Source organism: Streptomyces polygonati, assembly GCF_042650325.1.
Classification (GTDB): domain Bacteria; phylum Actinomycetota; class Actinomycetes; order Streptomycetales; family Streptomycetaceae; genus Actinacidiphila; species Actinacidiphila polygonati.
Genome location: NZ_JBHSBB010000053.1, coordinates 1 through 26,158 on the forward strand (window position 1 = coordinate 1; position 26,158 = coordinate 26,158).

Genomic DNA, 26,158 nt, shown 5'->3' on the forward strand with positions numbered 1-26,158 from the left:
GCGGCCGGGTCGCGGTACGAGCCGTCGCCCAGGCGCGATTCGATCCGGGTCCGCTCGGCCTCGGCGTCCACCTTTCGCTGGACCGTCTTCATCTTCGGCTTGCCGTCGGGGCCGTACCAGCGGACCCGGTAACGACCCGGCGGAATCCGTTTCGCTTTCTTGGCTCGGGCAACCGCTTCGACGTACTCGGCGTGGCCGGCACGGTTTGGTCCAGCAGTTCTTCCGACGCAGGTCCGCGAGCAGTCCCAGGACTAGGTGCCGTGTCCGAAGTCAGGGTTCGACCCGGTCGAACCTGCCCGCGATACGGTCCATCGGACCCTCGAACGCCTCCTGCCAGCGGGCAGCGTCTACGCTGCGACCTACGGCCACCGCGTGATCGTTTGTCTTCACACACCGATGATCAACGGTGGCCGCACCTTGCCAGTACCCGTGGTCGGCTGGGCCTCGGGCGCCCCGTGGCGATCGACGGCGACCGCGCTCGTCCCTGAACCCCGAGCAGCGAGCAGCAAAGCCCAGTTCGTGGCGTCGATGCCGGCCCACGACTGGAAACCGGCCGCAGGGCAGATGGGCAAGCGGCATAAGCCACGGGAAGCGTAGGCACCAGCAAATCAAGAGCGATCTACAGTTTGAGTACCAACCGCCCCGAACAGGTCCAGGTGCGCTCGCGTCGTCAGTTTGGCTTGATGGTGTCGAGCAGTGTGCCCAATCCGTCCTGCAGGTCAACCGTCGGCAGGGAACGGCCGCAGGGAGGGTGTCTATTCACGGAAATGTCGTTTGCAGTCCTCGACGAAGCTAGAGAACTCGCGTAGCGCCCAGATAATCTCGATGTCGAGATATTCTCTCAGTGGGAGCGTTGCCATGAAGATACGATCCAGGTGATCTGCGGATTCCGCATCGATAATGGCCATGACGCGCCGCTGGCCAGCCACTTTGTACATGTGGACGACGTTTACCTTACCGCTGACCTTCTCTTGTTCTCTTACTTGATAATCCCACATTTCATCGAAGCTCATGCGGCCCTCGATGTTCCAGCGCATCTGGACGTAGAAAAGCATGTCGTGCACCCCGAATCGTCGTCTGCATCGCCCTTTCCCCACAGCCCGTCATACTCGCGTTGTAGATGCGAGGGCATTTTTCCGTCGACATATTGCGAGTCGACTAGCTACGCCAACGCTATTCCTCTCCAGTGAAACCTGCACCTTGGAAGCGCGAGCGCGCGGACAGAGGGGTTGAGAGCCATAGCGAGTCTGGAAGTGGACCGAAGTGCTGGGTGAGTGTGCCCCACCCCGGGCTTCGGTGTACCTCTGGAGGCGGAGGTCTATTCGGATAGGAGAAGGCTCGCCGCTTCTCTTGCCTCCGCCAGGTCGCGGGCCTTGCAGAGTTCTGACAGTTCGGCAACTTGAGCTCGAAGGATGCTCAGCGAGTCGTCTTGCACCAGGAGGCCCGGGAACTTGCGGTTCGGCAGGTGCAGCACGGCGTCGTTACCGGCATCCGTGAGGAGTTCGACTTCCAGACGTTCCATGCGAGGATCCAAACTGTCCGGTCAGCTGACTACAACACTGTTTCCATCGGTTTCCGCAGCCGCCGAAGAGTTGCTCGGTTGGGCGGCGCGAGTGGACTCCGCTGGGCTGCTGGAGGGCGGTCAGCGCTTTGCCAACCTTCCTCCTGACAGCACGTACTCGGCACACATGGGCCTGGAAACCGACGCGAACTGATGGCAACTGATGGACGGTGTTTTGGCTGGTCAGCGGGCTGATAGCTCGCATCGCCGCAGGTCAGCCCCCCCATCCCGAGGGGACTTGTAAAGCGAAGGTCGTCGGTTCGAATCCGGCAGGGGGCTCTCGCGAACCCCAGGGCGCACTCGCTGTGACCTGGGGTTTTCCATTGGGCGAGTTTTCCTTAGCCGCTGCGTACCGCGCTGTGGGGGCATCCGGCCGTCTCCGGTGGACAACCGGTGGACACGCGTGCGGAGGGCGTGCCGACCGGTGGACGGGTGAGGGCGGGAGTGCTGGCCGTCCAGTCCGGGTCGGATGGCTGAAGCTCCGGCCGGAGGTGCGAGATCGGTCTCGTCGCCGTTGTGGGGGTTCCCTAGTGCCTGTCCGGCCGATCATGTGACCACACCACATCCGGCAGTAGCTCGCCGCTCGACCGCGGGCGCACCCGATCAGAAACGCGTGGTCCTCGCCTTTCTGCAGGCCGCCGTATCCCGCGGCGCGGGCCAGGCGCGTATCGGTTAGCAGCGTGCGGTGGCCCATCGGTGGCTTGCTGGCCCTGCGGGTCCGGCCAGTATGTCCGGACGTCGTCGGCTGCATGCCGCCCCTCGGGCGGCGCGCACGGATCTGGTTGAAGTCACTTTTGGGTCAGGTCTACGGCGGTGCTGGGTTGACCCCGGAATAACGTCCGACGGCGACACGAAAGATCTGATCATTTAGCCCGATTGGGGTCGGTAGGTCTGGTTCGCCAGAGAGGCAGGCGGCCAGCGTGGATGATCTTGGTCGAAGTGCCATTCGCCAGGGGTCAGTACAGGCCCCGGGCGTCTTCCCCAGACCATGGAGGATCCATGCGACACCCTGTCTTCCGCCTGCGTGCGGGAGCACTGGCCTTGGGGCTCGCGCTGGCAGCGGCCGCGTTTTTGCCCTCGGGTTCCGCTGGTGCGGCTGATCAGTACGAGTGGGCCGCCTTGGGCGACTCGTACACCGCCGGCGGTTTCGTCGGGGACCCGCAGCCCGCTCTGGGTGACGCGTCGCGGGACGGCTGCGACCGCACCACCAACGCCTATCCCGATGTCGTCGACCGGGAGCTCGCCGAGTTCCCGCCGGGCAAGCCCGTCCACCTGACCAACGTCAGCTGCGGCAACGCCACGATCGCCAACATCGCCGCCGTCAAGCAGACACCGATCAGTCCGGTCCAGCCCCCCGCTGGCGGTTGGCCCGCGGTGGACACGCAGATCAAGCGGGCCGGCCTCAATGCTCAGACCGACGTGGTCACCATCGGTGTCGGCGGCAACAGCCTGCCGTTCGGCGGCATGCTCCTCAAGTGCCTCGAACTGGGCGCGGGCGGCAAGTCCTGCCGCGACCACTACACCAATCCCCCCGAGGGCGAGGAGAGTGTCCAGGACAAGCTCGCCCGGGTCCAGGACGAGTACATCGAGATGCTGGCCCAGGTGCACCAGGCCGCACCCGACGCCAAGGTGATCACGGTCGGTTACCCGGCCGTCCTGCCCGACAACAGCAGTGACTGCAACCGCCTGTCCCTCTCCGAACTCGGCCCGATCACCCACGCCGACATCGACTGGCTCCGTGACGATGTCCTCAAGCAGCTCAACAGCACGATCCAACGGGTCACGTCGTTCTTCGGTGATCGCTACGTCGACGTGTACTCCTCCAGCGTGGGACACGACGCCTGTCAGGCGGCGGGCACCAAGTGGGTCGAGGGACTCTGCGGCGACGCGCGGGACTACTGGCCCGCCAGCCTTCCCGGCACGCTGCTGAACTGCGGCGTCATCGGCAAGCGCGTCACCTTGGTCCACCCCAACGCCGAAGGACACGCCAACACCGCCGCCCACGTGGAGCGGGCCATCCGTATCGCCCTTCTCGAACGCTGACCGATCGGACCGAACCCCGCCGCAGGATCCCCGGTGCCCCGCGAGGAAGCGCGGCCCGGGGCATCCCGGCTGGCGAGTACGCGGGGCTGCCTTCTGCGCGGCGACGGGCTGAGCGGGGTGCTGCGTCGGCAGGGGCCCGATGCCCTGTCCCATGATCACGCGGTGCCCGCTGGACGAAAGCCGCTTCACGTCCACGCGCCAGGGCGGCCTGCGTCGAGCAATTTCGCCTCTCGGTGAGGGACGCCGCGCTCCGGGTGCGCTCCGGCCAGGTTTGCCGTTGCCCTTCACCGGTCAGTCCCCGGCGGCCACGCATCCTCGGTTCGTCGCCGCGACGGGCGACGACGATGAGGACGAGCTGCTTCGGACCATGCGCCTCACATCGCCTCCCCGCCTGCCGTGAGACGGCGATGCCACCAGAGGTCAGCCCGCCACCGTCGGCGATCAGCGAAGGGATCGGGCAGAGTCCGGTCGAGGTATACGGCGTCCAGGGAGGCCACTCGGTGGTTCAGCTCGGCGCGAGACCGGGCGGTCAGCTTTTGCAGGACTTCCTCAAGCACGTCGCGGGCATGCCGCACGTCGTCGAAGGAGCAGCCGCGGCACGAGCAGTGGGAGTCTTCGGGATACAACGGCCGCCGCCCAGGCGGTTGCAAGAACGCTCGATAACGCCGAAGCGCGCGGGTCGTGGCACCGGGGAAGACGTAATAGTCGCCGGAGAGGCGTTCCAGCCGATGTATCGCCAGACGGGTACGGGCGGAGAGCCCGTGGATCCGACCCGGTGGGGGCTCCTCCCGGATGCGAGGACCATGCCGCTGGGCGCGCAGGTCGCCAGGCCGCCTACGCGGCATCGGCCCTTCGGTTTGCGGTCATGGCCGTCGTCGTGTCAGCTCCACTCTTACGCAGCCAGGGATTAACGGGACAGCCGTCAGTCAACCGCTCTTGCGGTTCCCCGAGGGCCGCACCGTGCTCAGCCGGCCGCTGACCCCGCTGCTTGGCCGCCGCGTCGCCGAGTGACTCGGCACCGTCGGTCCCGGCAGCCGTGCCCGCGCCGGTACCGGCGAGCTCTTCACCACCGCCGTCGGCGGGATGGTCGTGGAGATCGTGGCGGGCGCCACGCGTCAGGCTGAGAGAGGGGAGCGGGAGTTCAGTTCGGCCGCGCGTTCGTGCAGGTCGCTCAGGGCCGCTGCGGCGTGGGCCGGGAACGGTTCGTCATCGTTGGAACCCATCCAGCGTTCAACGGCGATGGAGAACGCCAGCATCGCCACTTGCGCGCCCAGCCGCGCGGTGAGGTCGTCCGCGCCCCGTTCGCGCAGGGCGGTGCTGATCGAGTTGGTGATCCGGGTGTGCTTGAGCAGTCCCCGCTCCTGCACTTCGGTGTTCGCCCTGAGCACCTGGACGCGCTGGGCGGCCTTGGCCCGCTGCTGCGGGGTCATCGCGACCCCGGAGGATGCGAACGCCGCATGCAGGCATCCGGTGAGTGTCGCGTCCGGTGGGGCGGTACGGATGCCCTCGGCGAACAGGTCGGCCAGCAGGTCCTCGCCGCCGAACAGGACTTCCCGCTTGTCGGCGAAGTGGCGGAAGAACGTGGCGCGGTTCAGGCCGGCGCGATCCGCGATCTGCGCGACGGTCGTTTCCTCGTACCCGTTCTCCACGAACAGGTCGAGGGCGGCGCTCTCCAGGCGCTCTCGCGCGTCCGGTGCCCATCTGCTCATCCCCGGAGTGTAAGCGAAGCGACTGGATCGCATCACGCGGGCGGACAGTGATGCGACTGCGTCGCATGCGGTGTTAGGGTGATGCGACCGGATCGCATCACTGCTCCGGCCGCGGCCCTCGTGCCGCGCATCGCCTGAAGCACCGCCAAGGAGAACTCCCATGCGCATCTTCGTCACCGGCGCCTCCGGCTGGATCGGATCGGCCGTCGTCCCCGAACTCATCGGCGCCGGCCACCAGGTCCTCGGGCTGGCCCGCTCGGACGCTTCCGCCAAAGCCGTCGCCGACATGGGCGCGGAGGTGCTGCGCGGCGACCTGGACGACACCGACGCACTGCGGGCCGGTGCCCTCGGCAGCGACGGCGTCATCCATCTGGCCTTCGTCGTGCCGAGCATGACCGAGGCGGCGACACGGACTGACGCCACGGCCGTCGAGACGTTCGCCGCCGGCCTCGCCGGCACCGGCAAGCCCCTGGTCGTCTCCGGTGCGACGCTCGTCACACCCGGCCGGCCCTCGACCGAACGCGACGAACTCATCGCCGCCGGGCCCATCGCGGCCCGCATCACCACCATGCGGGCAGCGCTCGCGGCCGCGGACCGGGGCGTACGCACCTGCCTGGTCATGCTGCCCCGTTCAGTGCACGGCCAGGGCGAACGCCACGGCTTCGTGCCTCGGCTCATCGCCGCCGCCCGGGCCAAGGGCGTCGCGGGATACGTCGGTGACGGGGACAGCCGCTGGCCCGCCGTCCATGTGAAGGACGCCGCGCGTCTTTACCGGTTGGCCGTCGAGCAGGCTCCCGCCGGAGCGGTGCTGAACGCTGTCGGCGACGAGGGCGTCTCCATGAGGGCGATCGCCCAGGCCATAGGCCGGCAGCTGGACCTGCCCGTCAGGTCCGTGCCCGCCGAAGAACTCAGCGGCCTGCCCGCGCCCCTGCTCAGCACCGACATGCCCGCCTCCAGCGCCATCACCCGGGAACTCCTCGGCTGGACGCCCACCCACCCCGGCCTCATCGAGGACATCGAGCAGGGTCACTACTTCAGCTGAGCGGCACCCCGGGACAGCGGGCGGAGGCACTCACCCGGCCGTACGAGTGCGCCGCCGACCTGCGTACAGGAGTCAGCGGGCGCCGGGTCGGGCGGCCGGTCGCCCACCGTCCAGCACACACGCGGCACCCGTCGCGCGAGTCTCGACGGTGCTGGCGCAGAGCCGGGCGGCACCAGGTGCGGGGTGCCGCCCGGCGGACTGCGGGCTGCCTGCCCTACTTGCCGTCGCGCAGCCGGGTCGCCAGCGAGGTGAGCGAGGTGGCCTCGTCGGTGCGGCCCAGGGAGGTCAGGCGGGTGATCGCCGCGTCGAGGCGGGTGAGGGCGGGGGCGGCGCGTTTGAGGTAGATGCCCTCGACGACGGCCGCCAGCCGGACGCACTCGGCCCACTCGCCGGCGCGGTCGTCCCCCGGCGCCGGCTCGCCGATCAGGTCGAGGGCCTTGTCCAGCGCGGCCAAGGCGTCCTCGTACGCGCCGGCGTAGGCGTTGACCCGGCCGTGTTCGTAGGCCAGAGCGGTGTCCAGGGAGCGGCCGCGGGCCTCGAAGCCGGCCGCGCGGGCCTCGCTGGCGATCCGGTCGGCGTCGGTGAGGAAGGCGAGGGCGCCGGCGAGACCGTCGGGGCCCTGCTGCTCGGCCTGGAGGCGGGCGAGTTCGCGCAGGCTGTTGCTGAGCTGTTCGTAGCGGGGCGCACGGGCATGGGCGGCGAGCGCCTGCTCCGCCGCCTGCCGGGCCGGGCCGAACTCGCCGGCTTCGCCCAGGAGTACGGCCGTCTCCGCTGCGATCATGGCGTGGCTTCCCGGGTCGTCGTCCCAACCGGCCGACTCGGCGGCGAGGGCGACGAACTCCGCGGTGGCGGCCTTGAGATCCTCCCCCGCGTGCAGCGCGCGGGCGCGGGTCAGGCGCAATTGGGCGAGGAGCCGGTCGTCCAGCTCTCCGGTGGCGGCCTCCGGTTCGGCCAGCAGGGAGTCGAGCAGGGCGATGCTGTCCTCCACGCGGCCCAGGTCGAGGCTGAGGGCGGCGGCGTTGCCATAGGTGTTGAAGGCCTGGGCCCGCCGGTCCGCGCGCAGTTCCAGCTCCGCCGAGCGGGTCAGGTGGCGCAGCGCCTCGTCGGGGCGGCCCAGGTGCATGCACGCTTCGGCGAGATCGCCGTGGAGGCGGGAGGTGTGCACGGCTTCGGCGGGCCAGTCGGCGGCCAGCCGCAGGGCTTCGGTCAGATCGGCGTGTGCGCCCGGTGCCTCACCCAGGCCGAGCCGGAGCCGGGCGCGCAGCCCGAGCGCGCGCGGGAGGTGCCAGGCGGGACCGTGCTCCTCCAACTCGTCGAGCAGGCCGTCGACTTCGGTGCGGGCGGCGGGCAGGTCGCCGCAGACGGCGTGGGTAGTGGCTCGCAGGAACCGGGCGCCGGAGATCTGACTGACGAGGCTGTGCAGGGTGGCGAAGGTCCGCAGGAGGTCCGCCTCGGCGAGGACCGGCGCGGCGTGTTCCTCGCTCCCCGACGTCTGGAGCCGCAGAACCAGCGCGGTCGCCCGCAGGCGCAGCAGGCGGGCCTCCTGATACGGGGCGAGATCGGGGGTGTCCTCCTGCAGACGGACCACCGCGGCGTGGACATCGCTCAGCGCGGCGACCTTCGCCTCGGTGGCCTGCGCCAGGTCCGCGCCCTCCGTCTTCTCCGCCTTCTCCGTCCTCTCCGTTTTCTCCGTCTTCTCCGGTCCTTCGGCTCCGCCTGCGCCCTCCGCCGGCTCTACCGGCTCGGCGGGCTTCTCACGCTTCTCGGCCTCGGCGAGCAGGGCGTAGCCGCGGGCGAAGGCGGCGTGGCCGCGCTCCCCGGCCTCCTCGTACAGGTCTCCTGCCTGCGTGAACAGGGTCGCCGCGACCGCGTACTCGTCCTTGTCGTATGCCAGGGTCGCCTCGTCGGCCAGCAGGTCGGCGCGCAACCGCACGAGCGAGCCCACGGCCGGATCATCGGGGTGGGCGTAGTCCGGGGCGGCGACCAGGGCGCGCAGCCGAGCCCAGCAGGCGTTCGCGTCCGGGTGTGCCCGCTCGTCCAAGTTCCTGGCTTGCAGGATGAGTTCGGGCAAGGTGTCGGAGACGGGGGCGGGCGTGCGGCCGGCCGGTGCGGCGGCCGGCCCGGCTTGGGCCGCGACACCGAGGCCGCGGGTACGCAGGGTGAGTTCCAGCGCGTCCAGCAGCGGGGCTCGGTCCAGGCGGGCCCGGCGGCGGTCCGTGTGGGCCGTCGTCCCGTTGCGGGCGTCGAAGCGGGTGGCGAGATCATCGGCGCGGGCCCGTACTTCGGCGCGCAGTTCGGCCACCGACCAGACACGGCCGGCATATCCGGCGACGGGCAGCTCGCCGTGGCCGAGCCGTTCCACCCGCTGCAGGAGGACTTCGACGCCGGTGAGGAAGTCGAATCCGGCGTGCGGCGACTCCACCTCGTCGAACAGACCGCGGTTCTCGGCGAGGAGTTCCAGGCCACGGGCCTCATTGCCGGTCAGCGCGCAGAATTCCAGGTGCCGGCCCACCTCCCCGGACATCGAGGGGCGGTGGCGGCAGGCGCGGTAGCCGGCCAGGTGCAGTTCGCGGGCCCGGTCGGTACGTCCGGTGCGCAGCAAGGGCAGCAGCGCGTAGGAGACGGAGCGGGCCGGCTCCTCCTGGCAGGACGCCGTGCCGGCCAGGACCGGCTCCCAGGTGTCCAGCGCCCCCTCGTCGTCGCCCTCATGGAGCTGGTACAGGGCGCGCTCGCAGATCTCGCACGCCTCGCAGTCGCTGAGCGGTGTCCGGGTACGGGCCGCCCACAGCTCGTAGGCCGGGGCGCTGTCCTGGCCGACGTGGGCGGCGAGCTGATACGCCTGCCCGTAGTAGGGCTGGAGGCCGAGACCGGCCTTCTCGTACCGGGCGCGCATCTCCGTCAGCCACTGCTGGATGCTCGCCAGCGGCATCTCGGGCAGCTGGCGCAGGGCGTTGGCCACCCACTTGAACCGCCAGAACAGCTCGTGCCGCAGGCGCTCGTCGAAGAGGTCGGGGTGCTCGTCGAAGAGGGTGAGCAGACGGGCGAAGACAACGGGGGACTTTCGGGGCTCGGAGCCGTAGACGTAGGCGCTCTGGAGTTCCAAGAGGGTCCGTACGAGCGCTATGGGCTCGTCGAACTGCTCGGCCGCGTCGACGAGTTCCTCCGCCCCGACCGTGCGGGTGCGGCCGTAGGGGAGCTGCTGATTGGCGATGAGCGCCTGCTGGAGCTCGTCGGTGGTCCGGGGTGCGGTCGGCATCTCAGCTGTCCTTGCGGAGGGCGTGGGCGAGAAGATCGAGGAAGGAGCGGTTGATCAGGCTCGACTCGGCGGGCTTGAGCGGGCGCCGCGAAAGCATCACGGCCTGCCCGTAGAGGGCTTCCGCGCTGGTACGGGCCAGCTCGGGCTCGCTGATCGCGACGGCGGTGCGGACCAGCGGATTGAGCTGGTTGAGGATCAGCTGGGCTCGTGGCGCCTCCTGGCGCAGCGAGCCGAGGATGTCGCCCCACAGGCCGCCCTGCTGCTCTCGGGCGAGCTGGGAGCGGGTGCGCTCGTGGCGCGCCTCGCGGCTGTCGACGAGCAGGGCCGGGGCGGAGGCGGGGTGGAAGGTACGCAGCGCGACATCGCAGTCGAAGACGGCGAGGGCGTCACGGGCCAGGGCAAGGAAGGCCGCCGCGGCCAGTTCCGTCTCCCGCTCGACGGGGTCGAGGTGGGCGGTGAGGGTCGCGGGGTCGAGGTCGGCGACCGTGGTCCCCGGCCTGACCTCGGGCAGCCGGTGGACGAGTTCGCGGTCGTAGGTGTAGCCGCCGTTGACGACGCCGAGGCCGGCGGCCGACGCGATCGCGGCGACCTGCCGGAACTCCTCCACGCTCGACGTGATCAGCACCGTGCGGTGGGTGCGCGCGAACTCGTCGAGGGTGGTGTGCCCGTCGGTCGTCTCGAAGGGCAGCCAGGGCAGCAGCATCCGCAGGATCTCGTCGTCGTGCACCGCGAGCGACTTCACGGCCAAGTGGTGCGCCTGGAGGAAGCGGGCCAGCAGGTCCGGGTCGCTGGCGGCGGCCTGGGAGATCCAGCCGCGCAGCCGCTCGGCGAGGGCGTCACGGACGGCGGCGAGGGTGTCGTCCTCGTACAGCGACTCACGCGAAGCCGTCGGGCGAAGGCTCTCGGCATCGACGACACAGCGGACGAAGAACGCCCAGTCGGGCAGGATCTCCTCGGCCTGGTCAGACAGCAGCATGCCTTTGACGTGCACGCGATGGCCGTGGCGGCGCCCGGCCGCGACCGTGTCGGGCAGCACGCAGGCGATGCCCCTGAGGCCCACGGCCGGCAGGTCCAGCTCGATGGTGTCCAGCGGCGCGAAGCCGAAGATCTCCTCGCCGTAGGCGGCGAGCGCGCGCGAGCGGGCACCCGGGGTGGGGTAACTGGCCGCCCAGGGCGCGGGCTCGGGGTTGACGGGCGTGGCCGGATCGCCCTTGCCGTCGTCGAAGGTCACCGGGTGGCGCAGCAGGGAGCCGAAGTGCCGGGCCAGCGCGTGAACTTGCGCGGGCCGCGTCCACTCGCCCGCGTCGGCCCGCGGCGTCAGGGTGACGGTGGTGCCGGGCCGGGGACGGGCGGAGACGGGCAGGACGCGCACGCTGTAGCTGCCGTCACCGCGGCCCCGCCATTCCACGGCGGGCGCGTCGGGGGTGCGGGCGGAGCGGCTGAGGACGTGGATCTCGTCGGCGACCAGGAAGCAGGAGAGCAGGCCGATGCCGAACTGGCCGATGAAGTCGGCGCGTTGCTCGGCGATGCGGTCGGCGCGCTTGCTGCTGCGGCCGATGGTGGCGAGGAAGGTGTGGACGTCGTCCTCGGTGAGTCCGACCCCGTCGTCCTCGACGCGGATCACCGAGCCGTCGGCATACAGGCGGATACCGAAGGCGCCTGCGAGGACGCCGGGTTGGAGCTTCCGCCGGGCGGTGAGCGCGTCGACGGCGTTCTGCAGCAGCTCACGCAGGTAGACGCGGGGGCTGGAGTAGAGGTGATGGGAGAGGAGGTCGACGAGGCCGCGCAGATCCACCTGGAAGGTGCGGTCGGTGGCCGGGCCGGGGTGGGCGGCGTTGTCGTGCGGAGTCATGGGGCAATCCGGGGGTGGGAGGGGCGGCGGGTGGCGAGTGGCCGACGGACCGGCGGCGGGGGGACGGGCGGGCTGAGCGGCAACCGGTTGAGCGGCAACCGGTTGGGCGGCAACGGGCGGAGCGGCGGACGCGGATGTTCGGCCGGGCCGTGGAGGGGCCGGTCGGCATTGCGCTCAGACGCGGCTGCGGCGCGCGAATTGCTCTTCGGGCTGGGCGAAATAGGACCACGGCCTCGTGGTGAAGGCGCCATCGAGTGTCCGGAACACGCGCCGGGCCGTCTGGCGTTCATCCGCCAGCGACAGTGCCATCGCGAAAAGGTTGAAGTCGTGCTGCCATCCCGGGGAGCGCGTGTACGCGGGGTGGAGAATGCTGTGCTCGGCCGCTGCCCGCAACTCGGCCTGGACGCGGGAGATTTTGAGGCTGGCCCCCCGGTCCGACTCCACCCAGTCCTCAATGTGGGCGAAGGCGATCACGCACCCGAGGCGGTGTCCCTGCGGGGCGCGGGCGAACGCCTCGCGGGCGAAGGCCAGCGCCTGACCGGGCTCGCCGCTCCACCGGGGCTGAAGGTACGACACCCACTCGATATGGGTCGCCGGATCCAGCGGGTCCCGGCGCAGGGCCGCGTCGCGCCGCGTCTCATTGATGGCGGAGCCCAGCGACATGCCGCGGCCGGAGGTGAGAAGGCGGCGCCATGGCGCGACCCACTCCGGCCGCAGTTCGGCGGCTTCGAGCAGTTGCTCCTCGGCGATTTCGAGCCGCTCGTGGAAGAGCCGCCACTGCTCCCGCGTGACGTTCTTGGCATACGCGCCGGTGCGCGCCTCCCACGCCCAGATGATATTGCGGGCCCCGGCTATCAGCAGGGCCGTCGCCCGGTGCTCCGTGTCGCCGTCGGCGGCCTCGACGATCCAGTTCTGCACGCCGCCCAAGTCCGCCAACACGTCGAGGACATGGTGGTCGCGGCCGAGATCGAACGGAGCCAGCGCCGCCTTGAACGCGTCCCAGTCATTGGCGCGCACCGCGTCCGTCAGCGCGAGCACCCGCTTGTCGCCGAGCGCGCGCAGCGTGTACACCCCGTTCTTCTGCCGGCGTGGAACAGGAAGGGCGTGCGGATCCGCCGCCGGTCTCTCCGTGCTCCTCCCGCCGAACAACCTGCCGAACATGCCGCGCCCTCCCCTGGTCCCGCGTGATCGTCCGGTGCAGGATATGCGCTCCCGCTGACACCACCGCCAGGTTTTCCGCGGCCCACCGCCCGGCTCGGCGCGGGGCACGTCTTCGCCAAGGACGGCCGGCCCGGGAGGGCAACGCCCCTACGGCGAGCGGGTCGTCATGCCTGTCGGCCGAGCAGCGGGCGGCTTGCTCATTCGCCGCCGGGACGAACGAGGGTGTGACTGCGGAGGCGTTGCGGCTGGCCGCGCCGAACAGCCGTGCCGCGTGGGACGTCGCCAGGCTGCGCCGTACGGCCGACGATCTTGGGTACACGTGCTCTTGAACGTACTCCGGGAACCCGGCAAGGGGACCCGCTCGTCGTCGAAGCCGCCCATGCGCAGCCGCGACTCCGCAGGCCTCTACCCATGGCCGAGTCATGGCCCCGAGCAGAGCCCGCGCGAGGGGATTCCAGGCGACGACGCCGTAGGTCGCGTCGGTGACGATCGCGCCGGTCTCCGGCAGCCGCAGCAGCAGCCGGCTCGCCGCGGAGGGCTTCACCGTGTACGTGGGTTCCCGCGATGTCGGCCTCGGGCGGTGGGCCGTCGAGGAGATCGGCGGTGACGCCCGCCTCCTGGTCCTCGACGTGACGGACACCGACAGCATCACCGAGGCCGCGACGCAGGTGGACCGCCTGACCGTGGTGAGCGGAGGAGTGAGGAGGGACCCAGGAAGCGACAGATCGTGGGCAGCGCTCCGCGTCCAGCGGATGAGCCGTGCGACTGCGACTGCGACGGTGGCTCGGAGCGGAGGGTGGCGGCAGGCGTCAACGAGCGGCGTACGCTCCTGGGCGCTGGTCCCCCGATAGTCTTGAAGGACGGTCGGCCCGCCCTTGGGAGGCGCAGCAGCATGGACCCCCCGCATTTCGCACTCCTCGATGAGGCCCGCAGGAGTCTGCCGGACGGGTTCAAGGCGGAGATCTCCGGCGACACCATTGTCATGATGGTCGGGTCCTCCGGCATTCACCAGCGCAATCTTCTCGTGGTCCGGCGTCAGTTCGACGCGCACTGCCCGGTCGACCTGCTGCCGAGTGAGAACACCGACCTGGTCTCTCCTGGTGCGGGCAAGAGCCGCAACCCCGATCTGACCTACCTGCCGGCTGACGTCCTGGAGACCACGGACAACCAGGTCCCCGCGGAGGCCGCCGCAATCGCGGTTGAGTTGGTCTCGCCTTCGAACCCTGAGAATGACTGGGTCGGCAAGGTGAGGGATTACCCGCTGATGGGAATCCCGCTGTACCTCGTGGTCGATGCGAGGCTGAAGTCCGTCACTCTCTTCAGCCGCCCCGACGGCGGAAAATATCACCGCCGCGACGACGCCGACTTCGGTGAAAGCCTCGGCATCCCCGGACCGTTCGGCTTCGACTTGGACACGTCGGCGCTGTTGCCTTACTCCTGAATCGTCGACCGCGCGCGGCGTGGGCCGTTGTCGGAGCACATGGATTCAGCACACATGGGGCTGGAAACTCGTCCAAGCGGAGGTCGTCGGTTCGCATCCGACAGAGGCTCTTCTCTTCTTGCCTCATCAGCGGTCGGCGCTGCCGGGTGGGACGACCCATTCGGCGGGCTGGCCGGCGAGGGAGGTGATCATGTCGAAATCGCCGTCGTAGTGAAGGACGGTCAGCCGGTTCTGCTCCGCGGTGGCGGCGACCAGGAGGTCGGGGCTGACGTCGGCCCGGCCCGCCGCCCTTTTGTGATGGGCGGCGGGCCGGGCGCGCGACCGGCTCGTTGGCGTCAGCGGGTGAGGGCCGCCGGCCGGGAGGACATGGGCGGGGGGAGGGGGCGGATCAGTTCTCCTCCGTGGAGGTCAGCGCTTCGCTGATCATGCGGGTGGCGAAGTCGGGGTCGTCGGTGATGCGGTTGATGTGCTCGGCCAGGAGGAGGGCGGTGACTTCCAGGGGGGTCATCTCCTCCTCGGTCCATTCGCCGTACTGCTTGCGCCACAGGTTGGGGCTCAGGCCGGTGCCCGCGGCGATGACCAGGCCGGACATGGTGGGGATCGCTTCGGGCGGGACGCTCCTGGGCATCATGCGCATCGTGGCCACCAGAGTGGGCACCACGTACGCGATGACGTCCTTGTCGTGGTCCTCGTGGGCCTCGCGCAGCCACGTCATGAACATGAAGATGAGGGTGCACGCGCCGTCCAGCACGTCATTGGCGGCCTTGGGGCCCAGCGACGCGGTGAACTGGTCGATCAGGTCCTGTTGTTCTTGGCTGGTCTCGGTCTTGCCGTCGTGGATGCCCTTGAGCCGGGAGTCGATCATCATGAGCGCAGCGCCCACATCGCCGACGGGAGCGTGCTCGGGGTCGTAGGTCGATGGCATTCGATTCCTCCTCAGATGGCTGCAATGGGCAGCTCTGCGTGTCCGTACAGTAGACGGCCGACGGGGGGCGATGTGCGGACCTGCCGCCACCAGCGGGAACGCTCCACAAGCGAGCCGCCCGAGCCCGGGACCCGCCGACACGAGATGTGTGACCGTACCCTTGTCGGCCCGGCTTTTCAGCGGCAGGCTTGGCCTCTTACCGGAGGTGCCACGGGGGGAGCACGATCACGATGAGCACGGTTCCGAGCCCACATCACGGCCCGCGCCCGAGCCCCCGTCCGAGCCCGGACACCACGGCCCCGAGCCCCAGCACGCGCACCGCCCGGTCCGAGGACCTCCAGCCCTTACGGGAGCTCGCGGAGGCGGTGCACGGCGGCTCCGGTACGGCGACGGCGGGGCTGGAGGACGCCGTGCGCGGCGGGCTGGTCCGGGTCGCCGAGCTGGCGGGCGACCTGATCGGGTACGCGGTGCTGGAGCGTCCGCTGCCCCGTCACATCCGGCTCTCGGACATCGGGGTCCGCCCCGGCTCCCGCCGCCGCGGCGTCGCCTCCGCGCTGCTCGATCGCCTGTTCGACGAGGCGCGGGAGACCGAGGCGACCGGCGGCACGGTCTCCGCCGTCTCCGATCCGGCCGGGACGGCGATCGCCGGTCTCCTGCTGTCCAACGGCTTCCTCGGCACCCGGACCATGCGGACCGGGCCGGACGGCCGGGTCCTGCGGCTCTACTACCAGCACAAGATCCGAGTGGAGTACGTGGACCCGGACGCCCGCCACCTCGTCCCGGTGGCCGACACCGAGCAGTTGGTCGAGTCGATCGCGCCCCGGGACCACGCGGTGACCGCGCTGGCCGTGCTCGCCGGTGAACCCGCCTTCGAGATATCGCGGTTCGAGCAGGACGACCCGGCGTCGCTGCAGTCGGGCGAGGCCCAGGCGGGGATCGCCTTCTCGGGCTCGGTGCTCGCCGCGATCACCTTTCTGGTCGGCTTCTCCTTCGCCTCCTCCCGCTACCCCGACGATGTGCGGCTGCTGCTGATCGGGGCCACCTTCGCCACCACGATGTCGCTGATCATCTACGCCAGCGCCGCCGGTGAGCTGGCCCGGATCCGTTCCAACGCCTTCGGGAAGATCATGAAGTGGGGGAACGTACTGTCCGAGTACGGCGGGGTGCTGCCGTTCCTGGTGTCGCTGCCGATCACCTACGCGCAGCTGACCGGGGCCGTCTGGTTCGCGGTCGTGACCGGGGCGGCGCTCAGTGCGGGGCTGGTGGTGTACGAGCGGTCCGAGTTCTCGATCGCGCACCGCTTCCAGTGGACCGTCACCACCAGGGCGCTGGCGGCCTTCACCAGCCTGGCACCGACCGGCTGCGTCATCATGGCGGCCTGCGGACTGCCCAGTTGGCCGTGGACGGGAGCGCTGGTGGCGGCGCTGGCGGCGCGGACCGTGATCTATCTCTTCCGCCGCGGACCGGAGTCAGGCATCTCCGAACACCGGCGCACCTGGCAGATCAGGGGGTGACCGGCGCCGTGCCGAGCAGCAGCCGGACGACCTCCCGGGCGCACCCCCAGGACACGGTGACGCCGGCGCCGCCGTGGCCGTAGTTGTGCAGCAGCCGGCCGAGCCGGGTCTCCTCGGCCTCCAGCCGCACCTCGGGACGCACCGGGCGCAGTCCGACCCGGCCGCCGACGACGCCGGCCGCCGCCAGCGACGGCAGGACGGCCGCGCAGCGGCTGAGGATGGCGGCGGCGGCCGAGGGATCGGGCAGCAGGCTGCCCTCACCCGATTCGGCGGTGCCGCCGAGGACCAGGGTGTCGCCCTGCGGGTAGACGTAGACGAGTTCCTCGGCGTCCGGGGTGTCGTCGCAGAAGAACTCGGTGATGCCCGGGTTCTCGACCACGACGATCTGGCCGCGGACCGGGGTCATCGCCGGGTCGGGCACCAGCTCCCGCGCCCCGCTGCCCGAGCAGTTGACCACCGCGGGCGCCTCCGCCAGCGCTTCGGCCGGGGAGCCGTAACGGCGTTGCCGCAGCCGGCCGCGGGCGTCGCTGAGCCGCCGGACGAGATAGCCGAGGTAGCGGGGCATGTCGATCACCGGGGCGCGATAGCGCCACCCGGTCACATAGCCGGGCCGGAGATCCCCGGGCGCGCAGGGCCGGGCACCGACCGACTCGGCCCAGTCGGGCGCCCGCCGGGGCAGCCGGGACTGGTGGGTGCCGGACAGCAGCCGTACTCCGGTGGCCTCGGTCCGTCCGGCCAGCGCGGTGAACTCGGCGAGCGAGACCGCGCTCCACTCCCGGACCCGGTCCTGCGGCTCGACCATGAAGGGGTCCCACGCCGCCCCGGCCGCCGCCGAGGTGGTGTCGGCCGGCCACCGCTCGGTGTCCACCCGTACGGCCAACCCGGCCTCGGCCAGGCACACGGCGGTGGTCAGCCCGCTGACACCCGCCCCGATCACGACGACGTCGGGCCGCCCCTTGTCCGCCGCCTCACCCATACGGCCACGATGGCACACGCGCCGCGGCGACGGGAGCCGGCGGCTGCGGCCCGGAGCCCGGAGCCCGGAGCCCGGCGGACGGCGGCAGCGGCAAGGCCCGCGCCCGCGCCTGGCGGTCCACGAGACCCGCGAGCGCCGCGAGTCCGCGCGGACCGACACCCAGTTCCGGCAGTCGGGGGCCGACCCGATCACCGCCGCACTCGACCGGGCGGTGGAGCGCCGCGTCGTGGGACGACATGGGCGACGGCGTTTTCGCCCTGGACGTCGGGTGCCGACGGAAGCGGCGATCGAGACGGTGGCGGGCGGATCAGCCGGCCCGGCCGGTTCGGGCCGCGGTCGGGGACAGGGCCAGGGACGTCTCGATGGCGACCGCCTCCATGGCGTGGGCGAGTGCCTCGGTGTCGGCGGGGGAGATGTAACCGGTGTCGACGCGGAACTCGAACCGCTGGCCGGCGGGGGTGTCCTCGATGCTCAAGAAGAGCCGTTCGATCGGGACGTCCTGCCGGGCGGTCCAGGTGAAGGTGCTCCCGTCGCGCAGCGCCGGCAGTGCGGCCGCCAGTTCCTCGGCCAGCTCCTCGGCGGTCCGGACCCGGGTGCCCGGGGGCGGAGGAAGCTGCTCGGTGAGGTCGTTGAAGAAGCAGCCGACGCTGACGTCCGCGCCGCGTTCCCGCGACACGCGGGCGACCAGCTCACGCATCCGCTCCGGGTGGAAGTAGGCGTGCTTGTACGCGGCCAAGGCCTTGCGCCTGGCCTGCTTGACCACCTCTTCGACGGAGGCGCCGTCGACATCCAGGGCGCACACGCCCGCCTGGGCGGCCATGCACACCACATCCGCCAGGGCCGGCCGGAAGCGGTTGTTGACGACCGGCCGGACCGCCACGGGGCTGATCCCGGTGACCCGGTGCAGTGCGACCGCGAAGACGCCCAGCCGGACGGCCGGCAGTTCGGTGCCCGTGCGCGCGGCGATCACCGGCAGGGCCGCCGTCATGGCCGGTGAGTAGAAGTCGGCGTTCCAGTGGCGTGGGCTCCGCGGCTCCAGCGGACCGGGTAACTGCCGGGCCGGCAAGGCCCGCAGGACGTCCTCCCAGTGCCGCAGCGCCCGCTCGTTCTGCCGCTGTCCTGCCGGTGAACCCTGCCAGCGGGCCTGCTCCAACTGCTGCTGTCCGGTGGCCGGCGCGGTCTTGCGCGCCTTCACCTCCCGCATCATGATCAGCCCGCCGAGGGCGTCGGTGGCCAGGTGGTTCATGACGGCGACCAGGTGGGTGGGCCGGCCCTCCTGCCGTACCACGGCCATCCGCAGCGGCCACTGGCCGGCGTAGTCGAAGGCGGTCCGCTTGTAGTCCTGTTCGACCGCGGCGGCGACATCGTCCGGATCGGCGGCGGCTCCGGCGTCGTAGATCTCCAGGTCCATCCGGCCGGCGGCGAACAGCTCCTGGGTGGGCCGGCCCGCGGCGTCGAACCGCAGCCGGGTGCGCATGGAAGGGAAGCGGCCCATCAGGTAGCGCAGTTCCTCCACCACGCCCTCGACGGTGGTCCCCGCCGCCAGCGGAGCCCGGCCACCGAGCGGCAGGGCGCTGCGCTGGCCCACCATCGCGTGCCAGATCTCCCACATCCCCCAGGACATCTCGTCCGCCCCGGCCCCGTCCCCGGCGAAGTCGACCGCCACCCGCTCGGTGGCCCGGGGTAACGCGACCGGACCGGCTGTCCCGTCGCCGTCGCCATCGGCCCGTCCGGCATTCGCGGTACGCACGTTGGTCACGGCTGTTCTCCCTCTCACGGGATACGGGCCTGGCCGGAACAGGCTGGCAGCCGGACGTGGATTTCGGCAAGGGCCCGGTAACGATCTGTGCGCGGGCGAAGCTGCCGCCTGAGGCACCTTGCGGGCGAGCCCCCGCACGGCCGGGGAACCCGGCGGCCGGTGCGGGCCGTTCGACCCGCATGGGGCTGAAGATGCGAGCAGGACATCAGGGGACCGGGCCGGGGACGATCACGCCGGACGGCTGCGCGGTCGAGCTGTACTCCCGGCTGCCGGTCGGGGCCGACCCGGACATCGTCGCCGCGGCCGTGCCGGCGGGCGCGCACATCCTGGAACTGGGCTGCGGGGTGGGACGGGTGACGCACCCGCTCCTGGAACGCGGCTTCACGGTGACCGCGGTGGACGAGTCCCCGGAGATGCTCGACCGGGTCCGCGGGGCCCGCACGGTGTGCGCCCCGATCGAGGATCTGGACTTGGGGGAGAGCTTCGACGTGGTGATGCTCACGTCCTTCCTCGTGCACAGCGCGGACGTCGGGTTGCGGCGGGCGCTGCTGCGCACCTGCGTCCGGCACCTCGCGGCGGGCGGCTGCGTACTGATCCAGCGGGAGGGCGCGGACTGGCACACGAATGTGCCGCGTGAGCGGGCGGACCCCAGCGGCCTCACGGTGCGGATCGCGTCCGCCGAGCCGGTCGGCGACGGGGTGAACTCGGTGTACGCGGAGTATGTGTTCCCGGACGCCACTTGGACGCAGACCTTCCTGTCCCGGCCGCTGACGGACGAGCAGTTCGACGCGGCGCTGGCGGAGGAGGGCCTGACGGCGCAGGCGTATCTGACCGACGACCGGACCTGGGTGCGAGCGGGTCTCGCCGCCTGAAGGAGCGGGGGGCAGGGCCGGACACCTCCGTCCGGCCCTGCCCCCCTGTTGTGCCCCTGGTCTAGCGCCGCGGGCGCCCGCTCACCAGCTCAGACCGATCTCGTAGCGGGTGCCGGTGGTGGTGCGGGTGCCCCGGCTCGGGTAGGCCCACAGGATGCTGCCGGGGCCGCGGGTGATGATGTCGGTGTTGCCGTCGCTGTTCCAGTCGGCGAGGCCGGCGAAGGGGAAGTTCGTCCAGCCGGTGCCGAGCTGGACCCGGGCGGTCGAGGTGTCGTGGGCGGTGTCGCCCGGGTAGAGCCAGAGGACTCCGGTGGAGTCCATGGCGAGCAGGTCCATATGGCCGTCGTTGTCCCAGTCGGCGAGTCCTTCCAGGGTGTAGGTGCTCCAGGACGTGCCGATCTGGCTGCGGGCACCGAGGGTGCTGGTTCCGTTGATGGTGCCGCCGCTGGGGTACATCCAGAGGTTGCCGGTCGAGTCCTTGGCGATGACGTCGGGGTGCCCGTCGCCGTTCCAGTCGCGTACGCCGGCGAAGACGTAGCTGCCCCAGCCGGTGCCGATCTCGACCCGGGCGGTGGAGGTGTCGTGGTCGGCGTCGCCGGGGTAGAGCCACAGCAGGCCGGAGGCGTCCTTGGCCACGATGTCGGGGTAGCCGTCACCGTTGAAGTCGGCGATCCCGGCGATGGTGTAGGTGGAGAAACTCCAGCCGACGAGGGTGGCGTCGGCGGTGTCCGGCCCGTGGGTGCCGTCACCGGGGAACATCCACAGGTCGCCCGACGGGGTCTCGGCCACCAGGTCCGGGGTCCCGTCGCCGTTGAAGTCGACCGTGTCGGCGAAGGTGTAGGGCCCGCCGCCCGCCGCGCCCTGCCCGTACAGCGCGCCGGCCTGGTTGGCGGTCAGCGCGTAGTCGTAGACCTGGACGCCGCTGACGGCGCCGGACAGGAAGTCGGTCGGGTTGCCGTTGTAGAGGCCGCGCCCGACGGTGTACGCGTCCGGCGCGTTCCACAGCGTCACGCCGGTGGCCGAGCCGGCGAGCGCGCCGTTGACGTAGAGCTGGGTGGTGTGGGCCGCCGCGTTGTACACCCCGACCAGGTGCGTCCACAGGTTCGCGGACGGGCCGGTGGCGTAGGCGTAGGTGAAGGCGGGCCCGGTGGCGTCGCCGTTGGTGGTGGCGAAGGCCCAGGTGGGGGCGGTGGTGTGCGAGTAGTTGTACTGGAGCGCGAAGGCGCTGTTGGTCGTCCCCTCCTGGGCGGCGATGGTCATGTTGTGGGTGGGCAGCGACGTCGGCTTGACCCACGCGGACACCGCGAAGCTCCCGCTGGTGTCCAGCACCGGGGTGGCGCTGGTGGCGTTGCCCGCGGTGCCGTCCAGGTTCAGGACCGTGCCGCGCAGCGGATCGTCGCCCCAGGTGGAGCCGGTGGCGGACAAGGTGAGCGTGGAGTTGCCGGTGTTCGGGTTGAGGATGGTGCCCGGCGTCTGGGGGGTGTCGGTGGCCGCGGTGTCGGTGGCCACCGGCATGCCGTCGCCGTCGTCGACCGCCCAGTTGTCCTGCGGTGACATGATCGCGTTGGCGAGCGCTCCGTAGCCGCGCAGGCTCAGGTTGACGTGGTCGCCGCTGTCGGCGGAGGGGGCGAGCCGCTCCTCGCCGTTGTAGGCGTCCGGCTCGGCGACGGCGGCGTCGAGGTCGGCGAAGTACACGGCGGGGGCGGACCAGGGGTTGCCCAGGTTCATGCCGCCGAGGAAGGCGTTGACGTCGGTCCGGTTGTCGTCGACCGTCGAGGTGCAGGGGTCGTTGGGGGTGGCGCCGTCGCCGTTGTAGCCCTCGCAGGGGGTCAGCGAGGTGAGCACGACGTTGATGCCCCAGTTCTGCAGCTGCTGCACCAGCGCGGTGTAGCCGTTGTCCTCCAGGTCGCCGCTCGTGGTGGTGCCGCCGAGCAGGTCCTCCAGGCCCTCGTCGACGACGACGGTGTTGATGCCCGGCTGGTCCAGGACGTCCCGGTCGATCCGGGACAGCACGGCCGGTCCACCGATCGCGCCGCCGTTGTACGTCTCCGGGTTGTCGGTCATCAGCTGGTTGGACTCGATGCCCTCGGCGAGCACGCCGAAGGGGGCGGCGGTGGTGGGTTCGGCGCCGGCCAGGGCGTCGGAGACCCGGAAGCCGTTGGAGTTGGGCGGAGTGGTGTTGGGCTGGAAGGGGTCCACCAGGTGGTCGCCGAGTACGGCCTCGGTCGGCACGCCGGTGGTCTGGACGTCCAGCCCGGTGATCAGCTGGGTGAAGTTGCCGTAGGCGCCGGCGTTGGTGGTGAACGGAGTGGCGCTGGTGCTCGTGGTCAGGTCCCCGGAGCCGACGGCGGCGACATAGGTGTACGAGCCGTTGGCGTAGGAGTGCGTCACCACGAAGGGCACCGAGTTGGTGAGCTGGAAGGAGACCAGCAGGTAGTGCCCGGCGGTGACGGTGAAGTTGATCGGGTCGCTGTAGACCATGCCGCCCTGCGGGACGGTCACCGCCTGGGCGCCGCCGAAGGTCAGCGTGGTCGGGGTGCCGGTGGGGACCGAGGTGAAGGCGGTGGCGTTCGAGCTCAGCGCGATGGTGGCGTGGCCGACGCTCATCTTGGTCGTCCCCAGGCTGTTGTCGAGCCTGACACGGACGGTGCTGCCGGAGATCGAGGGCTGCAGGGCGGTGCGGAAGGTCTGGTTGCTGTAGTTGACGCCGCCCGTCAGCAGGTTGGAGTTGCTCTCGTTGGGGTTCGCCCAGGCGCCGGTCCAGGACTGTCCCGCGGCCGGGGCCTTGTACGTGCCGTTGACCTCGGGCGTGCCGGCGGTGGTGTTGCGGGTGGTCATACCGAAGATGTGCAGGTTCTGCGCGTTGTAGCCGGCGTGGCTGGTGCCCACGTCCGGCAGGGTCACCGACGCGATGGTTCTGGTCGGGTCGGTGGGCACGGAGAAGGCGAAGAGCCCGTGCGCGCTGGCGTGCGTGCCGCTGGCGTCATTGCGGTGCGGCAGTACGACGGCGGGCAGCGAGGAGGAGATGTCCCACCAGTTGGGGACGGTCAGGTCGTAGGTGGTGAACGTCCCGTCGGTGTAGGTGACGGTGCCCGAGGCGGCGCAGGGGGCCTGCCCGTCGGTGCTGCTGAAGCAGTAGGAGCCCGAGACCCCGGTACCCGCCGGGACGTAGGGCGCGGTGTCGTCGCCGGCGATGGCCCCCGGGGTGGCCAGGGTCGCGTAGGTGCTGGTGGCGAGGAACTCCAGGGCGCTGCCCGAACCGCTGTAGGTGACGGTCTGGTTGGCCGCCACCACGTTGTCCTTCTGGCCGGCCCCGAAGGCGGGCAGGGTGAAGGTGGCGCCGTCGACGGTGACCTTTCCGCCGCTGGCCCAGCCGGCGCCGGCCAGGTCGGTGGCGGAGAAGCTGTCACCGCTGCCGTCGATGTCGGCCTGGGTGGTGGCGGTGTCGGAGCTGATGCCGGTGTTGTTGAAGCAGGCGGTCAGCGTCGCGCAGGTGGTGCTGGGATGTCCGGCGGCCAGGAAGGGGTAGGCGAAGTCGCCGGAGGCGTCACCGGCGGCGTCGACCGCGTAGACCCACAGGGTGTGCGGACCGGGGGAGGGCGGGGTGACGGTGACGACGGCCGCGTTGCCGGTCGCCGTGATCGTCTCGGCGGCGGGCGGACTGGTCTTGGCCGGCGGGACGTCGAGGTTGTAGACGAACTTCGTGGCGGCGGTGCCCGCCCCGGCGATGTCGAACCTGCCCGCGGTGCCGGCGGTGGCGCCCACCACCGCGTCCGTGGTGTCGGTGTTGGGGTAGAGATTGCTCTCCGAGGTCACCGTCGGGGCGTCGGGGGCGGTGGGCTCGGCGGTGAAGTGGCAGGTCGGGGATTGGCTGTAGGCGGTGGAGTCCATCCCGTCGGTGATCTTGACGTTCCAGTCGACGGTCTGCCCGTTGGTGAGGGAGGACATGAACGCGGAGGTCAGCGAGGTGGTGGCGAACGTACCGCTGGACAGGTTGTCGCCGCTGGTCACCGTGTGCATCGTGGTCTGGCCGTTGATCCAGTACTGGAAGGTGGCCTGCAGCTTGTCCGAGTTGGGGTCGGAGACCTTCGCCTTGAGCACCGGCGGGGTGGTGGCGATGGTCTTGCCCATGTACGGGTAGGGCGACACCGTGTCGCAGGCCGCGTCGTCGGCGCCCGAGACGGCCGACATGGTGCTCGCGGTCGGCGCGTTCGGGGCGTTGTTGAAGAAGATCTGCAGGGTCGGGTTGTGCTCGAAGCGCTTGAAGCCGAGGTCGTTGTGCTTCGACTCCAGCGAGTCCTCGCTCAGCGTGACCGTGAAGGTGCTGGAGTGCGCGCTGGCCGAACTCCTGATCGGCGTCAGGACGTTGAAGCCGTTGGTGGTGCTGCCGTTGTTCGGGCAGTACGTCGGGTTGTAGGCCGGGCCGAAACTGGCCGAGGTCGAGTAGCTGTTGTAGCCGGGCCGGTTGCTCCAGTCGGTGCCGGAGCCCATGCCCTTGGACCAGTGCAGGTTCACCGTCGCCGTGGTGGCGCAGGACGCGGAGTAGATGTCGGTGGCGTCCACCTCGGCGCTGTGGATGTCGGCGCCCCAGATCGACTTGGGCAGATTCCACTGGTAGACGGCGTGCTCGTCACCGGTGTAGCAGGAGCCCTCCTGCCAGCCGTTGTAGCCGACACCGAGATAGCCGTTGTCCGCCAGGTCGGAGGTCTTGTTGACGAAGGAGTTGCCGGGGCAGCCCTGCTTGACCTCGTCGAACATCGGCGTACCGGCGGTGACGGGGTGCCAGTTCACCGAGGGGTCGGCGTAGACGGGCCAGACCGTGGACGTGTTCGCCAGCAGGCCCGGGTCGGCCGCCAGCGTCAGCGAGCCGCCGGCCGCCTTGACCCGGACCGGGGCGATCCGGGCGGCCAGTCCCGGATGCCCGGAGTCCGACGGGTCCGCCGCGAGCTTCGCCTGGTGGTTGTGCTGCGCGGAGCCGGGCAGGACCGTGTTGGAGTCCCAGGCCAGCGGCGTCGCGCCGTCGGCGACCAGATCGCCGCGGCTGTCGGTGAGGGCCAGTCCGCCGTCGCGGGCGACCGCCAGCTTTCCGCCGCGCACCGACGAGCCCAGCCGCAGGGAGCGCAGCGCCGGATTGCGGGCCGCCTGCGCGGAGTGGATCACCAGGACGTCGCTCAGACCGCCGTCGGCCGTCGCGGACATCACCAGGTCCACGCCCGGCAGCACCGAGCGGTAGGTCGCGGTGCTGCCCGAGACCGCCGGGACCGGCAGGGCGGTCGGCCAGGTCAGGGCCAGCGACGTACCGCCCGAACTCGTCACGGCCAGCGGGGCGTCGCCGCCGCCGGAGAAGGCGACGGTGCCGTACGCGGTGGCCGCGGGCGCCCAACTGCCGTCGCTCCGCTGCTTGAGCCGCAGGTCGACGGGCACCCAGCGGTCGGACTTACGGGCCCGGACGGGCTGCGCGTTCGCGTCCAGCAGGAAGGTGCCGGACGGGTCGGCGAGCACCTCGTCGGTCGGGGTCGTCAGCGAGTCCACCGCGGTACGGACGCCGGTCCGCCGGGCGGTGGCGGCCGCGGTCCGCATGGCGTCCTGGTCGGCCGGGGTCAGGCCGTAGCCGCTCGGCAGCGGTGTCAGGTTCTCCGGCACCGGGGCGTCCTGGGCGTTGTGGGTGACCGGCGCGTTGCGGCCGGGAGGACCGGCGGCTTTCGACGGGGCGCCGGGGGCGTCCGCTTGGGCGGACGTCAGTCCTGCGGCGCCCGCCACCCACAGGGCCGCCGCGGCGGTGAGGGCTGTTCTGCCCCAGTGCCGCTTCCGCTTGGTGAGTCGTCTGTTCATCGGTTCGTGGTCTCCCAGGTTCAGCCGGGGTCCGGTCGGGCTGAACCTAGGTGCGGGTGGTGATCTCTGCCTAGGCCGTCATTTCGCCCTGCGGTGCTCAATTGTGGTCATGGATCACCGCAAAGGCGCATATGTCCATTTCAAAGAAATGGTAAGGTCCGCTTTTTTGGATTCGGAACTTCCCGTTCCGGAAATTGGAGACCGGCATTCCGCTT

General features: G+C 70.8%; 15 protein-coding genes and 4 pseudogenes. 6 read left to right on the top strand and 13 right to left on the bottom strand.

What is annotated here, in order from left to right:
- Positions 1-207: 207 nt before the first annotated feature.
- The 3 genes and pseudogenes from ACFO3J_RS36000 to ACFO3J_RS35345 all read right to left on the bottom strand — a co-directional run.
- A pseudogene (locus ACFO3J_RS36000) lies at positions 208-369 on the bottom strand (IS701 family transposase); the annotation flags it as partial.
- 386 nt (positions 370-755) lie between these two features.
- Entirely contained in the window at positions 756-1,055 is a 300-nt protein-coding gene (locus ACFO3J_RS35340) for a muconolactone Delta-isomerase family protein (protein WP_386438794.1), read from the bottom strand.
- 263 nt (positions 1,056-1,318) lie between these two features.
- Positions 1,319-1,522 (bottom strand): DUF6959 family protein, encoded by a 204-nt coding sequence (locus ACFO3J_RS35345; protein ID WP_386438797.1) that lies wholly within the window; start codon positions 1,520-1,522, stop codon positions 1,319-1,321.
- Between the two features lie 1,038 nt (positions 1,523-2,560).
- On the opposite strand from ACFO3J_RS35345, the gene ACFO3J_RS35350 reads away from it, so the two are divergent.
- Positions 2,561-3,604 carry an SGNH/GDSL hydrolase family protein gene (locus ACFO3J_RS35350; RefSeq protein WP_386438800.1) on the top strand — a complete coding sequence of 348 codons (1,044 nt, stop codon included), beginning with the start codon at positions 2,561-2,563 and terminating at the stop codon, positions 3,602-3,604.
- A gap of 1,115 nt (positions 3,605-4,719) precedes the next feature.
- On the opposite strand, the gene ACFO3J_RS35355 is transcribed toward ACFO3J_RS35350, so the two are convergent.
- Positions 4,720-5,313 (bottom strand): TetR/AcrR family transcriptional regulator, encoded by a 594-nt coding sequence (locus ACFO3J_RS35355; RefSeq protein ID WP_386438802.1) that lies wholly within the window; start codon positions 5,311-5,313, stop codon positions 4,720-4,722.
- Between the two features lie 160 nt (positions 5,314-5,473).
- Here ACFO3J_RS35355 and ACFO3J_RS35360 point away from each other — a divergent pair, with 160 nt between their 5' ends.
- On the top strand, positions 5,474-6,355 hold the full coding sequence (locus ACFO3J_RS35360; protein ID WP_386438805.1) for an SDR family oxidoreductase: 882 nt from the start codon (positions 5,474-5,476) through the stop codon (positions 6,353-6,355).
- Between the two features lie 214 nt (positions 6,356-6,569).
- On the opposite strand, the gene ACFO3J_RS35365 is transcribed toward ACFO3J_RS35360, so the two are convergent.
- From ACFO3J_RS35365 to ACFO3J_RS35380, 4 genes and pseudogenes are all read right to left on the bottom strand, one after another.
- Complete coding sequence (locus ACFO3J_RS35365) at positions 6,570-9,611, bottom strand: hypothetical protein (RefSeq protein ID WP_386438806.1); 3,042 nt, start codon at positions 9,609-9,611, stop codon at positions 6,570-6,572.
- A 1-nt stretch (position 9,612) separates the two neighbouring features.
- On the bottom strand, positions 9,613-11,463 hold the full coding sequence (locus tag ACFO3J_RS35370) for an HSP90 family protein (protein WP_386438809.1): 1,851 nt from the start codon (positions 11,461-11,463) through the stop codon (positions 9,613-9,615).
- 174 nt (positions 11,464-11,637) lie between these two features.
- The gene (locus ACFO3J_RS35375; protein ID WP_386438812.1) at positions 11,638-12,624 is read right to left on the bottom strand and encodes a hypothetical protein; all 987 of its coding nucleotides are present in this window, start codon (positions 12,622-12,624) and stop codon (positions 11,638-11,640) included.
- 424 nt (positions 12,625-13,048) lie between these two features.
- Positions 13,049-13,147, bottom strand: a pseudogene (locus ACFO3J_RS35380) (MmyB family transcriptional regulator); the annotation flags it as partial.
- Between ACFO3J_RS35380 and ACFO3J_RS35385 the strand changes: the two are divergent.
- Positions 13,107-13,313, top strand: a pseudogene (locus ACFO3J_RS35385) (hypothetical protein); the annotation flags it as partial. The pseudogenes ACFO3J_RS35380 and ACFO3J_RS35385 overlap by 41 nt on opposite strands.
- Positions 13,314-13,516: 203 nt before the next feature.
- Positions 13,517-14,065, top strand: coding sequence for a Uma2 family endonuclease (locus ACFO3J_RS35390; RefSeq protein WP_386438814.1), 549 nt, complete (start codon positions 13,517-13,519; stop codon positions 14,063-14,065).
- Positions 14,066-14,191: 126 nt separating this feature from the next.
- Here the strand turns inward: ACFO3J_RS35390 and ACFO3J_RS35395 are convergent.
- Together ACFO3J_RS35395 and ACFO3J_RS35400 are read right to left on the bottom strand one after the other, a co-directional pair.
- A pseudogene (locus ACFO3J_RS35395) lies at positions 14,192-14,344 on the bottom strand (VapC toxin family PIN domain ribonuclease); the annotation flags it as partial.
- A gap of 109 nt (positions 14,345-14,453) precedes the next feature.
- Complete coding sequence (locus ACFO3J_RS35400) at positions 14,454-14,990, bottom strand: hypothetical protein (protein ID WP_386438816.1); 537 nt, start codon at positions 14,988-14,990, stop codon at positions 14,454-14,456.
- A gap of 230 nt (positions 14,991-15,220) precedes the next feature.
- Here ACFO3J_RS35400 and ACFO3J_RS35405 point away from each other — a divergent pair, with 230 nt between their 5' ends.
- On the top strand, positions 15,221-16,504 hold the full coding sequence (locus ACFO3J_RS35405) for a GNAT family N-acetyltransferase (RefSeq protein WP_386438819.1): 1,284 nt from the start codon (positions 15,221-15,223) through the stop codon (positions 16,502-16,504).
- Here ACFO3J_RS35405 and ACFO3J_RS35410 read toward each other — a convergent pair.
- Both ACFO3J_RS35410 and ACFO3J_RS35415 read right to left on the bottom strand, forming a co-directional pair.
- Positions 16,494-17,480, bottom strand: a complete 987-nt coding sequence (locus ACFO3J_RS35410) for an FAD-dependent oxidoreductase (RefSeq protein ID WP_386438821.1) — start codon at positions 17,478-17,480, stop codon at positions 16,494-16,496. The two genes, ACFO3J_RS35405 and ACFO3J_RS35410, sit on opposite strands and share 11 nt — an antisense overlap.
- 307 nt (positions 17,481-17,787) lie before the next feature.
- Positions 17,788-19,239, bottom strand: coding sequence for a condensation domain-containing protein (locus ACFO3J_RS35415; RefSeq protein ID WP_386438822.1), 1,452 nt, complete (start codon positions 19,237-19,239; stop codon positions 17,788-17,790).
- A gap of 191 nt (positions 19,240-19,430) precedes the next feature.
- On the opposite strand from ACFO3J_RS35415, the gene ACFO3J_RS35420 reads away from it, so the two are divergent.
- Positions 19,431-20,111 (top strand): class I SAM-dependent methyltransferase, encoded by a 681-nt coding sequence (locus tag ACFO3J_RS35420; protein WP_386438824.1) that lies wholly within the window; start codon positions 19,431-19,433, stop codon positions 20,109-20,111.
- An 81-nt stretch (positions 20,112-20,192) separates the two neighbouring features.
- Here the strand turns inward: ACFO3J_RS35420 and ACFO3J_RS35425 are convergent, their stop codons facing one another.
- On the bottom strand, positions 20,193-25,943 hold the full coding sequence (locus ACFO3J_RS35425) for a LamG-like jellyroll fold domain-containing protein (RefSeq protein WP_386438827.1): 5,751 nt from the start codon (positions 25,941-25,943) through the stop codon (positions 20,193-20,195).
- Positions 25,944-26,158: the final 215 nt, after the last annotated feature.